Source organism: Micromonospora sp. Mcm103 (assembly GCF_024519755.1).
Lineage (GTDB): Bacteria > Actinomycetota > Actinomycetes > Mycobacteriales > Micromonosporaceae > Micromonospora > Micromonospora aurantiaca.
Genome location: NZ_JALJRJ010000013.1, coordinates 1 through 13,228, shown reverse-complemented (window position 1 = coordinate 13,228; position 13,228 = coordinate 1). Strand labels below are relative to the sequence as shown.

10 protein-coding genes are annotated in these 13,228 nt (G+C 73.0%); 7 read left to right on the top strand and 3 right to left on the bottom strand.

Features of this window, described 5'->3' with window-relative positions; translation table 11 throughout:
* Window positions 1-322 precede the first annotated feature (322 nt).
* Genes OC439_RS17230 through OC439_RS17215 form a run of 4 tightly spaced genes read left to right on the top strand, consistent with a single transcriptional unit; the run spans window position 323 to window position 4,660 of the window.
* The gene (locus tag OC439_RS17230) at window positions 323-1,606 is read left to right on the top strand and encodes an ABC transporter substrate-binding protein (RefSeq protein ID WP_262014317.1); all 1,284 of its coding nucleotides are present in this window, start codon (window positions 323-325) and stop codon (window positions 1,604-1,606) included.
* A complete protein-coding gene (locus OC439_RS17225; RefSeq protein ID WP_262014316.1) occupies window positions 1,603-2,604 on the top strand; it encodes a carbohydrate ABC transporter permease in 1,002 nt (333 codons plus the stop codon). The genes OC439_RS17230 and OC439_RS17225 overlap by 4 nt, the downstream gene beginning before the upstream one ends.
* A 1-nt stretch (window position 2,605) precedes the next feature.
* On the top strand, window positions 2,606-3,442 hold the full coding sequence (locus OC439_RS17220) for a carbohydrate ABC transporter permease (protein ID WP_135241062.1): 837 nt from the start codon (window positions 2,606-2,608) through the stop codon (window positions 3,440-3,442).
* A 9-nt stretch (window positions 3,443-3,451) separates the two neighbouring features.
* Complete coding sequence (locus OC439_RS17215; RefSeq protein ID WP_262014315.1) at window positions 3,452-4,660, top strand: ABC transporter ATP-binding protein; 1,209 nt, start codon at window positions 3,452-3,454, stop codon at window positions 4,658-4,660.
* Window positions 4,661-4,890: 230 nt separating this feature from the next.
* Here OC439_RS17215 and OC439_RS17210 read toward each other — a convergent pair whose 3' ends face one another.
* Window positions 4,891-5,994, bottom strand: a complete 1,104-nt coding sequence (locus OC439_RS17210) for a winged helix DNA-binding domain-containing protein (protein WP_262014314.1) — start codon at window positions 5,992-5,994, stop codon at window positions 4,891-4,893.
* Between the two features lie 203 nt (window positions 5,995-6,197).
* On the bottom strand, window positions 6,198-6,689 hold the full coding sequence (locus OC439_RS17205; protein WP_262014313.1) for a GNAT family N-acetyltransferase: 492 nt from the start codon (window positions 6,687-6,689) through the stop codon (window positions 6,198-6,200).
* An 85-nt stretch (window positions 6,690-6,774) separates the two neighbouring features.
* On the opposite strand from OC439_RS17205, the gene wrbA reads away from it, so the two are divergent.
* Complete coding sequence (wrbA, locus tag OC439_RS17200) at window positions 6,775-7,392, top strand: NAD(P)H:quinone oxidoreductase (protein ID WP_120569050.1); 618 nt, start codon at window positions 6,775-6,777, stop codon at window positions 7,390-7,392.
* A gap of 66 nt (window positions 7,393-7,458) precedes the next feature.
* Here wrbA and OC439_RS17195 read toward each other — a convergent pair whose 3' ends face one another.
* Entirely contained in the window at window positions 7,459-9,378 is a 1,920-nt protein-coding gene (locus OC439_RS17195) for a chorismate-binding protein (protein ID WP_262014312.1), read from the bottom strand.
* 259 nt (window positions 9,379-9,637) lie between these two features.
* Between OC439_RS17195 and OC439_RS17190 the strand changes: the two genes are divergently transcribed.
* Together OC439_RS17190 and OC439_RS17185 are read left to right on the top strand one after the other, a co-directional pair.
* Window positions 9,638-11,008 carry an FGGY family carbohydrate kinase gene (locus OC439_RS17190; protein ID WP_262014311.1) on the top strand — a complete coding sequence of 457 codons (1,371 nt, stop codon included), beginning with the start codon at window positions 9,638-9,640 and terminating at the stop codon, window positions 11,006-11,008.
* Between the two features lie 121 nt (window positions 11,009-11,129).
* Window positions 11,130-13,228 (top strand): nitrate- and nitrite sensing domain-containing protein (locus OC439_RS17185; RefSeq protein ID WP_262014310.1); only part of this gene is annotated, 2,099 nt, incomplete at its 3' end.

Genomic DNA, 13,228 nt, shown 5'->3' with positions numbered 1-13,228 from the left:
GCCAGGATCCCGTAGCTGTCGACCTTCCCGATCCGTTCGCAGCTCAGAGACGTCGTGGCGGGCGGCGCTCACCTTGCCGGCGTCGGTCCACGCGTACTCGCGTTCCAGCACAGGGAGAGCGTACAACGCGTAAAACGCTGGTGGTGAGCGGCGCGCGGGCGCCGTCACATGTCCGTGATGTTTCGCTCCGTCGCAGGTCGGGCACGTTCAGCCGCACGACACGCCCGGGGCGTCGGGCGATCGGGCCGATGCCCCGGTCGTCTCGCCGTGCGCCGGGGCACGGGTCACCCCCCGGTTCTTCGCCGATGAGAGGGGGAGGGTGATGACGACAGTCCCCGACACGGCCGCACGGCGGCCGGCCGGACGCGCGGCGGCGGCAGCCGCCGCGCTGGCGTTGGTGGCCTCGCTGGCCGCCTGCGGATCCGGCGGCGACGGCGGCGTCCCCACGATCAACCTGTACTACCCGCCGGAGCAGAACCTGCAGAAGGTCGTCGACACCTGCAACACGCAGGCACAGGGGCGGTACCGGATCGACTACCGGGTGCTGCCACGCGAGGCCGACGAGCAGCGGGTGCAGATGGTGCGGCGGCTCGCCGCGCAGGACAGCGGGATGGACGTGCTCGGCCTGGACGTCACGTGGACCCAGGAGTTCGCCAGCGCGAAGTGGATCCGGGAGTGGACCGGCCAGGACAAGGCCGAGGTCGAGCAGGGCACGCTGGCCGGCCCGCTGGACACCGCCCGGTACGAGGACAAGCTCTACGCCGCGCCCAAGAACACCAACGTGCAGCTGCTCTGGTACCGGTCCGACCTGGTGTCGCAGCCGCCGAAGACCTGGGACGAGATGATCTCGGCCGCCCAGCAGCTCAAGGAGCAGGGTAAGCCGTACCAGGTGCTGACCATGGGCGCCCAGTACGAGGGCCTGGTGGTGCTCTACAACACGCTCGCCGAGAGCGCCGGCGGCAAGATCCTCAGCGACGACGGCAAGAAGGCGGAGATGGACGCCGGCGCGGTCCGCGCGCTCGACCAGCTCCAGAAGTTCGCCACGTCGGGCGTGACCTCGCCGTCGTTCAGCAACGCGCTGGAGGACCCGGTGCGGCTGGAGTTCCAGTCCGGCAAGGGCGCGTTCCAGGTGAACTGGCCGTTCGTCTATCCGGCGCTCCAGGAGGCCAACCCCGACCTGGCGAAGAACGTCAAGTGGGCCCGGGTGCCGGGCATCGACCCGGGCACCCCCAGCAAGGTCACCATCGGCGGGGGCAACCTGGCGGTCAGCACGTACTCGAAGCACCCGGAGGAGGCGTTCGAGGTGGCACGCTGCCTGCGCAACGCCGAGAACCAGAAGTTCTCCGCCGTCAACGACGGTGTGCCGCCGACCATCGAGGCCGTCTACGACGACCCGGAGATGACCGAGGCGTACCCGATGAAGGAGACCATCCTGGAGGAGCTGAAGGAGCCGGCGGTGCGCCCGCTGACCCCTGCCTACCAGAGCATCTCCACGGTGATGTCGGCGATCCTGTCGCCGCCGTCGGCGATCCGGCCCGAGCAGACCGCCGACGAGCTGCGCAAGGCGATCTCCGACGCGCTGGAGTCCAAGGGGGTTCTGCCATGAGCGTGAACGCCACCCCGGCCGGCGCGCAGGCCGCCGCCGAGGCCGATGCTGAGCAGCCCGGCGGACGGCACGCCGCCGTACCGGAACAGCGGTCCCGGCGCGGCTCCCGCGCCCCGCTGAGTGACAACAAGCGCGCCGAGCGGCGCCTCGGCCTGCTGCTGTGCGCGCCGGCCGCGCTGGTCATGGTGCTGGTCACCGCGTACCCGATCCTGTACTCGGTCTGGCTGTCACTGCAGCGCTTCGACCTGCGCTTCCCCGACGAGCGGCAGTTCGTCGGCCTGGAGAACTACGTCACCGTGCTGACGAACGACTTCTGGTGGACCGCGTTCGGGGTGACCGCGCTGATCACCGTGGTCACCGTCGCGGTCGAGCTGGTGCTCGGCATGGGCCTGGCGCTGATCATGCACCGGACGCTCGTCGGCCGCGGCATCGTCCGCACCGCCGCGCTGATCCCGTACGGCATCGTCACTGTGGTCGCCGCGTTCTCCTGGCGGTACGCCTGGACGCCCGGCACCGGCTACCTGGCGAACCTGTTCGACGGCAGCGCCCCGCTGACCGAGCGGGCCAGCTCGCTGGCGATCATCATGCTGGCGGAGATCTGGAAGACCACCCCGTTCATGGCGCTGCTGCTCATGGCCGGGCTGGCGCTGGTGCCGGAGGACCTGCTCAAGGCGGCCTCCACCGACGGCGCGACGGCCTGGCAGCGGTTCACCAAGGTGATGCTGCCGGTGATGAAGCCGGCCATCCTGGTCGCGCTGCTGTTCCGCACGCTCGACGCGTTCCGGGTCTTCGACAACATCTTCGTGCTCACCAACGGCGGCAACGAGACGTCGTCGGTGTCGATGCTCGCCTACAACAACCTGATCCGGGGCCTGAACCTCGGCATCGGCTCCACGATGTCGGTGCTGATCTTCATCACCGTGGCGATCATCGCCTTCGTGTTCGTGAAGCTGTTCGGCACCGCTGCCCCGGGCAGCGACGATGGGGAGAGGCGCTGACATGGCAGTGGAAACCACCACGCGGGCGAAGGTGCGCTGGGGCCTGCTGGACGTCGTGGTCGTCGTCTTCGCGCTGGTCCCCGTGCTCTGGATCGCCTCGCTGTCGTTCAAGACCCCGGCCACGCTCACCGACGGCAAGTTCTGGCCGCGCGAGTGGACGCTGGACAACTACCGCACCATCTTCGACACCGACCAGTTCGTCCGCGCCCTGGTCAACTCCATCGGCATCGCGCTGATCGCCACCGCGATCGCCGTGGTGCTCGGGACGATGGCCGCGTACGCGATCTCCCGGCTCGACTTCCCGGGCAAGAAGCTGCTGGTCGGCGTCTCCCTGCTGATCGCGATGTTCCCGCAGGTGTCGCTGGTGTCGCCGCTGTTCGAGATCGAGCGGCAGCTCGGGCTGTTCGACACCTGGCCCGGACTGATCCTGCCGTACATCACGTTCGCGCTGCCGCTGGCGATCTACACGCTGTCGGCGTTCTTCAAGCAGATCCCGTGGGACCTGGAGAAGGCGGCGAAGATGGACGGCGCCACCCAGGGGCAGGCGTTCCGGCGGGTGATCGCGCCGCTGGCCGCGCCCGGCGTGTTCACCACGGCCATCCTGGTCTTCATCTTCTGCTGGAACGACTTCCTGTTCGCGATCACGCTCACCTCGACCGAGCGGTCCCGCACGGTCCCGGTGGCGCTGCAGTTCTTCACCGGTGAGTCGCAGTTCGAGGACCCCACCGGGGCGATCTGCGCCGCCGCCGTGGTGATCACCGTGCCGATCATCCTGTTCGTGCTCTTCTTCCAGCGCCGCATCGTCTCCGGTCTGACCTCCGGCGCAGTCAAGGGATAGGTGGTAGCAATGGCCGACATCGTGCTGGACAAGGTGAGCAAGCGGTTCCCGGACGGGACCACCGCCGTACAGGACGTCGACCTGGAGATCGCCGACGGCGAGTTCGTCATCCTGGTCGGCCCGTCCGGCTGCGGGAAGTCCACCACGCTCAACATGATCGCCGGGCTGGAGGACATCAGCTCCGGCGAGCTGCGCATCGGCGGCGAGCGGGTCAACGACAAGGCACCCCGGGACCGCGACATCGCGATGGTCTTCCAGTCGTACGCGCTCTACCCGAACATGACGGTGCGGGAGAACATGGCGTTCCCGCTGCGGCTGGCGAAGATGGACAAGGAGACCATCAACCAGAAGGTCGACGAGGCGGCGAAGGTGCTGGAGCTGACCGCGCTGCTGGACCGCAAGCCGGCCAACCTGTCCGGCGGCCAGCGGCAGCGGGTGGCGATGGGCCGGGCGATCGTCCGCCAGCCCAAGGCGTTCCTGATGGACGAGCCGCTGTCGAACCTGGACGCCAAGCTGCGGGTGCAGATGCGCACCGTGGTGTCGCGGCTGCAGAAGCAGCTCGGCACCACCACCGTCTACGTCACCCACGACCAGACCGAGGCGATGACGCTCGGCGATCGGGTGGTCATCATGCGGGGCGGCGCGGTGCAGCAGGTCGGGCCGCCGCAGGAGCTGTACGACCACCCGCGCAACCTGTTCGTCGCCGGTTTCATCGGCTCGCCCTCGATGAACTTCGTGCACGCCGTCGTGGAGGACGGCCGGCTGCGGACCGCGCTCGGTGACGTGCCGGTCGGCGACCGGATCCGCCGCGAGCTGGAAGGCGGCGACGCGCCCCGCGAGCTGATCCTGGGCATCCGCCCGGAGCACTTCGAGGACGCGGCGCTGATCGACGACGAGACCCGTCGCCGGGGCATGGAGTTCGAGGCGCCTGTGGACATCGTCGAGTCGATGGGCTCGGACAAGTACGTCTACTTCACCGTCGAGGGGGAGCGGGCCACCGCCGCCGAGCTGGAGGAGCTGGCCGCCGACACGGGTGCCGCGGACTTCGCCGGCGCCGGGTCGAACCTGGTCACCCGGCTGTCGGCGGAGTCGCCGGTACGCGAGGGCGAGTCGCGCCGGGTCTGGTTCAACCTGGAGAAGATCCACCTGTTCGACCCGGGCAGCGGCCGCAACCTGACGCTGCACGAGGGCCGGTCGGCCGGAGCGCTCGCCGACTGATCCCTGGATGCGTGCGAAGGGCCGGTGGTGCACGCCGCCGGCCCTTCGGCCTTGCCACGCTCTGCTCTCCCTTCCCTCGCCGCCCGGCCGAACCGGTGAGTGGAACGCCATGGGTGCCTCGGCGCGGTTTTGACACCCATGGCGTTCCACCCGACACGGGCGCGGGGGAGCAAGAGAGAAGCCGCGCAGCACCAGAGAAGAAGAGGAGAGGTACGGCGGGAGCCCTCCGCTCACCAGGAGTGGCGCAGCTCCAGGCCCAGGAAGCGGGCGTACGTGGTCAGGGCGGCGTCGACCCGGGAGCGCAGCGCGGCGTCGAACGGCACGAGCTGCTGCACCTTCACCGTGACCGCCTTCGCGCCGATCGTCCGCGTCCAGGTGCCGGCCACGCGCCCGCCCCGCACCACAGTCGACCGGAACACCCCGTTGTTGCCGGGGACCACAGCGGCGGCGTGCGCCGGGTCGAGCATCAGCGAGCGGTCCTTGAAGCCGAGCAGGTATTCGTCGAAGCCGGGCAGCGTGTGCAGGTCGTCGACCGGCGCGCGGGGCGCGTCGAGCAGCGCGGCGTCGACCACCGCGGGCTCGCCGTCGACCTCGACCGGGGCGAGCAGATCACCGGCAAGCGTGATGGCCCGGGTCGCGTCGGTGACGGTCAGGCCGGTCCACCGCGCCAGCTCGTGCCGGCTCACCGGGCCGTGGCCGCGCACGTAGCGGTGCGCCAGCAGCGCCAGCGCCTCGTCGCGCTCCGGGCGGCGCGGTTCGGGCGCCCACTCGTCGAGCAGGGCGAACGTCTGCTCGGTGCCGACGTGCGGCGCGATGCAGGTGACGCCGCGCTGGCTGGCGTACCAGAGCAGGTGGTAGCCGCGCTGACCGTCGGTGGCCAGCCCGGCGGCGCGCAGCGCCGCCACGCACGCGGCGCGGGAGAGCCGGCCACCGCCGGCCAGCGCCGCACCCAGCACCTCGCCGGCCCGTTCGCCGTCGGCGACGGTCAGCCCGAGCTGCCGCCACCGCCCGGCGATGCCGGCCAGCGTCCGCACCCCGGTCAGGTCCAGCATCCACCGCGCGTCGCGTGCCGGGACCAGATGCACGGTGCCGCGCATCGGCCAGGTGCGCAGGGCCTCGCGCCGCTCCAGCGCCGCGCGGACGTCGTCCTGGGTGGCGCCGGGAAGGCGTACGCCGAGCGACCACAACCCGCTCGCCGCGTCCTGCGCCTGCATGGCGCCGAACCACTCGACCACGTCGGCGACGCCCCGCGGGCGGGCGGCGGGGTGCGGGCGCAACAGCAGGCCGGTCATGCGTAGCGCGAGCGCCTCGGCGCGGTTGAGGCGTACGGTCACGGGCGTCAGCGTAGGCCCGGGGTACGACAGTGCGGCCCCTGATCGCGCTGCGCCGGCGGCGCTGCCGACATCAGCGCGATCCCCCGTTCAGGTTCCCGGCGCGGGGGCGGCCGCTGCGGCCGGCGCCGGTCCGATCAGCATCCCGTGTGAGCTGGACCGGGACAGCGATTGCCGGCGGAACTTGCGCAAATCTTGAGCCACGCTCAGTCCAGGCGCCGGTGCATGACCAGCAGATCGACGTACCCCCGGGTGGGGTGCCGGAAGCCCTCCGGCACCCGGCCGATCACCTCGAAGCCCAGCGACCGCCACAGCTCGACGGCCCGGGTGTTCGTCGCCACCACGGCGTTGAACTGCATGGCCCGGTAGCCGTCGGCCCGGGCCGCGTCGAGCACGTACGCCGCCAGCGCCCGGCCGACGCCGCGCCCGGCGGCGGCCGGGGCGACCATGAACGAGGCGTTCGCCACGTGGTCGCCGGGACCGCCCTGGTTCGGCGCCAGCTTGGCCGAGCCGAGCACCGCGCCGTCCGGCGCCGCCGCGACCACCGTCCGCGCCGGCGCCGGCGGCATCCAGAGCCTGCGGGCCTGCTCCTCCGTGACGTCGCGGGGCCAGGTGTACGTCTCGCCGGCCGCGACGATCTCGCGCAGGAACGGCCAGATGAGCGGCCAGTCGGCGGGCGTGGCGGTGCGGATCTCCACCCGGAGAGCATGCCACGCCCGGAGTTTGACGGAACAAGTAACGGGTAGTCGCCGGAGCTGACCCGAAACGAGGAGGGAACGTCTGATGGATGGCCAGGTCAAGGTCGCGGTGATCTATTACAGCGCGACCGGCATCACCTACCAGATGGCGCAGGCGGCTGTCGAGGCGGCGGGGGAGGCCGGCGCCGAGGTGCGTCTGCGCAAGGTACGTGAGCTGGCGCCCGACGAGGCGATCCGCTCCAACTCCGGCTGGCAGGCACACCGGCTGGAGACCCAGGACGTGATGGAGGCGCAGCCGGACGACCTGTCCTGGGCCGACGTGATCATCATGGGTTCGCCGACCCGGTACGGCATGATCGCCGCCCAGCTCAAGCAGTTCATCGACACCACCGGCCCGCTCTGGGCGGCCGGCGCGCTCGCCGACAAGGTCTACAGCGGGTTCACCTCGACCGCCACGTCGCACGGCGGCCAGGAGGCGACGCTGCTGTCGCTGTACACGGTCTTCTACCACTGGGGCGGCATCGTGGTGACCCCCGGCTACACCGACCCGAGCCAGTTCGTCGCCGGCAACCCGTACGGCGCCTCGCACACCAGCAACAACGGCGAGGTCGCCCCGGACCACGTGGCACTGGCCGCCACCGCGCTGACCGCCAAGCGGGCCGTGCTCATGGGCGCCGCGCTGAAGCGGGGCATGGCCGGCTGACCCGACTGGCGACCGGTGGCCGGGCGGGGGCTCTCGAACCCGCCCGGACCACCGGTCGCCAGTGCCCTACCCGCGATCGGCCGCTCCATGCGCGCTCAGCGCCGGCCGGTCGAGCAGGTGCCCGAGCAGGTCCGCCAGGACCCGCGTGCCGTCCTGGCTCAGCACCGACTCCGGGTGGAACTGCACCCCGGCGAAGCCCGCGCCGCGCAGCGCGTGCACCGCGCCGTCGGCCGGATCCCGGGACACCTCGACCGGGCCGTACGGTCCGGCGACCCGGTCGGCGGCGGCGCGGGCGGTGAAGCTGGCGTAGAACCCGACCCGCCGCGTCGTCCCGAACACCGGCACGTCCCGCGGCAACCCCTGGTACGGCGCGTCCCGGCGGTGCAGCGGCAGGCCCAGCAGCCCGGCGAGCAACTGGTGGCCCAGGCACACCGCGAGCGTCGGCCGGCCGGACGCGAGCAGCTCGGTCAGCAGCGCACGCAGCGCCACCATCTTCGGCGCGGTCGCGTCCCGCGGGTCACCCGGGCCGGGGCCGACCACCACCAGGTCGTAGCCGTCCAGCGGCCCCGGCTCCGGCCAGTCCCGCCGGGTCACCGCCAGGCCCAGCGCGCCGAGCTGGTGGGCCAGCATGCCGGTGAACGTGTCCTCGCCGTCGACGATCAGCGCCCGGCGCCCGGCCAGCCCTCGTAGCGCGAGCGCCCCCGGTTCCCGCTGCTCCAGCCAGAACCGGGCCAGCGGGGCGTTGCGGGCGGCCAGCGCGGCGCGTACCTCGGGGTCGTCGGCGTACCGGACGGCCGGTTCGGTGGCCGAGTGCGGCGCGTCCGGGCCGAGGCCGAGCGCGGCAAGCACCCCGGCGGCCTTGGTGTGCGTCTCGGCGACCTCCCCGGCGGTGGTGGAGTGCCGGACCAGCGTGGCGCCGACCGGCACGCGCAGCGCGCCCTCGGGTGAGATCTCGGCGGTACGGATCAGGATCGGCGCGTCCAGCGTCTGCCGGCCCTGCTCGTCGCGGCCCAGCAGGGCGAGCACCCCGGCGTAGTAGCGCCGGCCGGCGCGCTCGTGCCGGGCGATCACCCGGCAGGCGTTCTCCATCGGGCTGCCGGTGACGGTCGGCGCGAACATGGTCTCCCGCAGCACGTCGCGCACGTCCCGGGAGCAGCGCCCGGCCAGCAGGTACTCGGTGTGCGCCAGGTGCGCCATCTCCTTAAGGTACGGCCCGACCACCTGGCCGCCGCGCTCGGCGACCACGGCCATCATCTTCAGTTCCTCGTCCAGCACCATGTACAACTCCTCCACCTCCTTCTCCTCGTGCAGGAAGCGCAGCAGCTCAGCCCGATCGACGGTCTCGCCCCGGTGCCGGAAGGTGCCGCTGATCGGGTTCATCTCGACCAGTCCGTCGGCGACGCTGACGTGCCGCTCGGGGCTGGCGCCGACCAGGATCCGGGTGCCGGTGTGCACCAGGAACGTCCAGTACGCGCCCCGCTCGCGCAGCAGCAGCCGGCGCAGCGCGGCCAGGCCCGCCGCCAGCGGGTCGCCCTGCACCGTGGCGCGCATGGTGCGGTGGATGACGAAGTTCGCGCCCTCGCCCCGGCCGATCTCGTCGGCAAGCACGCGTTCCACGATCGCCGCGTACTCGTCGTCGGCGATGTCGAAGCCGGCGTCGCGGGTGCGTACCTCGGCGTCGGGCAGGTCGTCGAGCAGGTCGGCCAGCGGTATCCGCCGGTGCTCCTGCACCGTCAGGAACTCCAGCGGCAACCCGTCGTCGACGCACTCGAATCCGCGTTCGGTGACCTGCCGGAACGGCACCAGGGCCAGCGTGTGCGGACCGGCGCCGTGCTCGGGCAGCGGCAGGTCGGCGAGCAGGCCGGCGGTGCGTACCGGGCCGGTGAACAGGTCGACGTGGTCGGTGCCCTCGCGGCGGACGAGCGCGAACGGGCCGGGGTCGCGGCCGGCGGCGACGGCGGCGAGCGGGTCGGACGGGCGGGTCATCGGGTCTCCTCGGTGGGCCGGTGGCCGCCGGTGAAGGCGACCCGGGATGCCGGGAGAGACCGGCGGCCGCCTCGTCGGGCGGCCGCGTGGGGAAGCTACGCGCGGGGATGGGCCGCCGGGTCGGCGGGCCACCAGCAGGACAGGTGCGCGGGCATGACGGTCACTGTACGCGACCGGCGGGAGCCGGGGAACCCGATCGCGCGGCACCGGGTACGGATCTTGGCGTGGCCGCCGGTCCCGCCGGGTAGGTTGACCGGCGATGGACATTCTCGCTCTGGACCTGGGCACCTCCTCGGTGCGCGGCCTGGTGCTCGACGCGGACGCGGTGCCGCGCCCGGGCGCGCTGGCCCGGCGGCGGGTGCCCCTGGTCACCGGCGACGACGGCAGCGGGACGCTCGACGGCCCGGCCTACCTGGCGTGCCTGATCGAGTGCGTGGACGAGCTGGCCGCCGGTGGGCACCTGCGGGACGTCGACCTCGTGGCGACCTCCGCGCAGTGGCACTCGGTGCTGCCGCTGGCCGCCGACGGTACACCGTCGGGGCCGGTGCTGACCTGGCTGGACACCCGGCCGGAGCCGCTTCCCGGTGCGACCGGGCCGGCCGACCCGGACGACTTCCACTGGCGTACCGGCACGTGGTGGCACCGCTGCTACTGGTCGGTGCGGCTGCCCTGGCTGCGCGAGCGCGCCGACGGGGCCGCCCGCTTCACCGGGCTCACCGAGTACGCGCTCGGCACGCTGCTCGACGAGGCGCCGATGTCCATCTCGCTGGCCTCCGGCACCGGGCTGCTCGACCTGCGGCGCCTGGACTGGGATCCGGAGGCGTGCGAGCTGGCCGGCGTACGTCCGGATCAGATGCTGCGGCTGGCCCCGGACGGCTGGCACGGCCGGCTGAACGCGGCGTACGCGCGGCGCTGGCCGCAGCTGGCCGGCGCGCGGTGGGCGCCGCCGGTCGGCGACGGCGCGGCCGCGAACGTCGGCTCGGGCTGCGTCGACCCGACCCGCGCGGCGGTGACGGTCGGCACCTCGGCGGCGGTCCGCATGATCCAGGCGGTGCCGGCGGGCGCGGCGCCGCCGCCGCTGCCGGAGCAGCTCTGGCGGTACCGGGTCGACCACAACCACGTGGTCACCGGCGCGGCGTACTCCAGCGGCGGCAACCTGTTCGCCTGGGCGGCGCGCGAGCTGCGGCTGCCGGAGGGCCGCGAGCTGGAGATGGCGCTGGACCGGTCCGCCGCCTCGGTGCGCGCCAATCCCCGCTTCGGCGGCGACCGGCCACCGGGCACCGCCCCGGCGGGCTCGGGGGAGCTGCACGGGCTGAGCTTCGGCACCACAGCGGTCGACATCCTGGCCGGGCTGATGAGCGGCCTGTGCCGGCTGGTCGCCGACGACCTGACGCTGCTGGAGGCCGGTATCGGCGAGCCGATGGAGGTGGTCCTCGGCGGTGGGGCGCTGACCGCCTCGCCGTGGTGGCGCGGTGCGTTCCTCGAGGTGCTCGCGCCCCGCCGGGTTTGCTGGCAACGCAACCCGGAGATCGGCGCGACCGGCGCCGCGCTCATCGCGCTGGGCCGGGTCGCGGAGGCGGACGAGATCGCCGGGATCGGCCGGACGGACGAGGCCGCCTCGCACGCGTGACCGTCCACCCGAGGCGCTGACCGTCCTGGTCATGCCGTCCGGGCGGCCGTTGACACCGACCGACGGCCTGATTGGATGGACTCCGCTCCCCGACGTGGTGGGGCGGGACGAGGAGGCAACCGTGGGCGCAGGTCCCGACCCGGTTCGCGGCGCGGCCCCTCAGCCGCACCGGCGGCGTTCCGGGTTCCGGCTGCGGGACTGGCGGATGGGCACCAAGCTCGCCACGGTGCTGGTGATCCCGTCGCTGGCGTTCCTGGTCCTGGCCGGCATCCAGACCCGGGGCCTGGTCGGGCAGACCACCACGCTGAGCGCCTTCGCCGAGCAGGTCGGGATCGGCCGGCAGATCTCCACCGCGGTGGACCGGCTCCAGCACGAGCGGGACCGCACCGCCGGTGAACTGGCCGCGCTGCGCCGCGCCGGCACCGGCGCCGACCGGGACGCCGCTGTGGCCGCGCTCCGGCCCCTTCAGGAGGCCACCGACCGCGCGGTGGCCGAGCTGCGGGACGCGGCCGCGCCGCTGGCCGACGCCGACGCCGCCTGGCGGGTCTCCTACTCCGAGGCACTCGAGGCGTACGACCAGGTGGTGAACATCCGCGCGGCGGTGGCGCCTGCCGTGCTGTCCAGCGACACCGTGCTGAGCAACTACCACAGGTCCGTCGCGGCGCTGCTGAACCTGCTGGCCGAGCCGACGCCCGGCAGCGGCCGGCAGGAGCTGACCGAGGCGGTGCTGCGGTACGTGCAGATATCCCGGGTCAAGGAGCTCTCCTCGCGCATCCGCGCGGAGCTCTACGCGGCCGCCCGGTCCGGCCGGTACGAGGCCGACGACCCGGTGACGCTCAGCGACCTGCGGGCCCAGCAGCTCACCGCGCTGGGCGCGTTCCGGGTCGCGGCGACCGCCGACCAGATCCGCCGCTACGACCGCACCTCGGTCGACCCGGCGTTCGTCGCGGCCACCCGGATGGAGGAGCGCACGCTGCCCGGCGGCGGCGACGCGAAGCCGGCCTTGCTCGACGCGACCCAGTGGTGGGCGGCCAGCGAGCAGCGGCAGGAACTGTTCCGCCAGTTGGAGAGCGACATCGTCGCCGACGCGGTACGCCAGGCCGACGACGCCAGCGCCCGCCAGCTGCGCGACACGCTGCTGGTGGCCGGCGCGATCGCCACGGTGCTCCTGTCCGCGGTGCTGATCTCGCTGCTGGTCGGCCGGTCGGTGGCGCGCGGCATGCGGCAGCTGCGCGGCCAGGCGCTGCGGATCGCTCAGGTGGACCTGCCGCTGACACTGCAACGGCTGCGCACTGTGGACCGGCCGATCGGCACGATCGACGTACCGCCCGCGGTGATCGACTCGCAGGACGAGATCGGCGAGCTGGCGGAGGCGTTCGTGGCGGTGCACCGCAGCGCCGTCGACGTCGCTGTCGAGCAGGCGATGATGCGGCGCAACGTCAACGCCATGTTCGTCAACCTGGCCCGGCGCAGCCAGGTGCTCGTCGAGCGGCAGCTGGAGCTGCTCGACGACCTCGAACGCGAGGAGAGCGACCCGGACCAGCTGGAGAACCTGTTCAAGCTCGACCACCTCGCCGCCCGCATGCGCCGTAACGACGAGAGCCTGCTGGTGCTCGCCGGCACCGAGTCGACCCGGCGGTGGAACCGTCCGGTGGGCCTGGGCGCGGTGCTGCTGGCCGCGAGCGCGGAGATCGAGCAGTACCAGCGGGTACGCCACGAGAACCGGACCGACCTGCACGTCGTCGGGCACGCGGTCGGCAACCTGGTGCACCTGTTCGCGGAGCTGCTGGAGAACGCCACCGCCTTCTCCCGCCCGGACACCGCGGTGCGGGTGGTGGTCGAGCCGGACGGCCGGGGCGCGCTCGTGCAGATCGTCGACGAAGGGCTGGGCATGAGCCCGTCGGCGCTGGCCGAGGCGAACGCGGTCCTCGCCGAGCCACCGGCCGCCGACGTGTCGGCCTCGGAGCGGATGGGCCTGTTCGTGGTGAGCCACCTCAGCGCCCGGCACGGCGTACGGGTGCGGTTGAGCGCCGGCCGGGAGGGCCTGGTGGCGCGGGTGCGGATCCCGGTCGAGCTGCTGGCCGAGGCGCCCGCGCCGGAGGCGGGCCAGCCGGCGCCGGGCCGGCTCGTGCGCGGGCCGGAGCCGCAGATGCTCACCGGTCCGGTCGCCGCGTCCGGCGCGCTCGCCGCGGCCACCGCCGAACTGCCGGTGGCCGGCTG

Excerpts from the sequence above, each read along its gene's own strand:
- OC439_RS17195 (WP_262014312.1), bottom strand. The coding sequence starts at position 9,378 with ATGACCCGCCCGTCCGACCCGCTCGCCGCCGTCGCCGCCGGCCGCGAC.
- OC439_RS17220 (WP_135241062.1), top strand. The coding sequence starts at position 2,606 with ATGGCAGTGGAAACCACCACGCGGGCGAAGGTGCGCTGGGGCCTGCTG.
- OC439_RS17230 (WP_262014317.1), top strand. The coding sequence starts at position 323 with ATGACGACAGTCCCCGACACGGCCGCACGGCGGCCGGCCGGACGCGCG.
- OC439_RS17190 (WP_262014311.1), top strand. The coding sequence starts at position 9,638 with ATGGACATTCTCGCTCTGGACCTGGGCACCTCCTCGGTGCGCGGCCTG.
- OC439_RS17215 (WP_262014315.1), top strand. The coding sequence starts at position 3,452 with ATGGCCGACATCGTGCTGGACAAGGTGAGCAAGCGGTTCCCGGACGGG.
- wrbA (WP_120569050.1), top strand. The coding sequence starts at position 6,775 with ATGGATGGCCAGGTCAAGGTCGCGGTGATCTATTACAGCGCGACCGGC.
- OC439_RS17225 (WP_262014316.1), top strand. The coding sequence starts at position 1,603 with ATGAGCGTGAACGCCACCCCGGCCGGCGCGCAGGCCGCCGCCGAGGCC.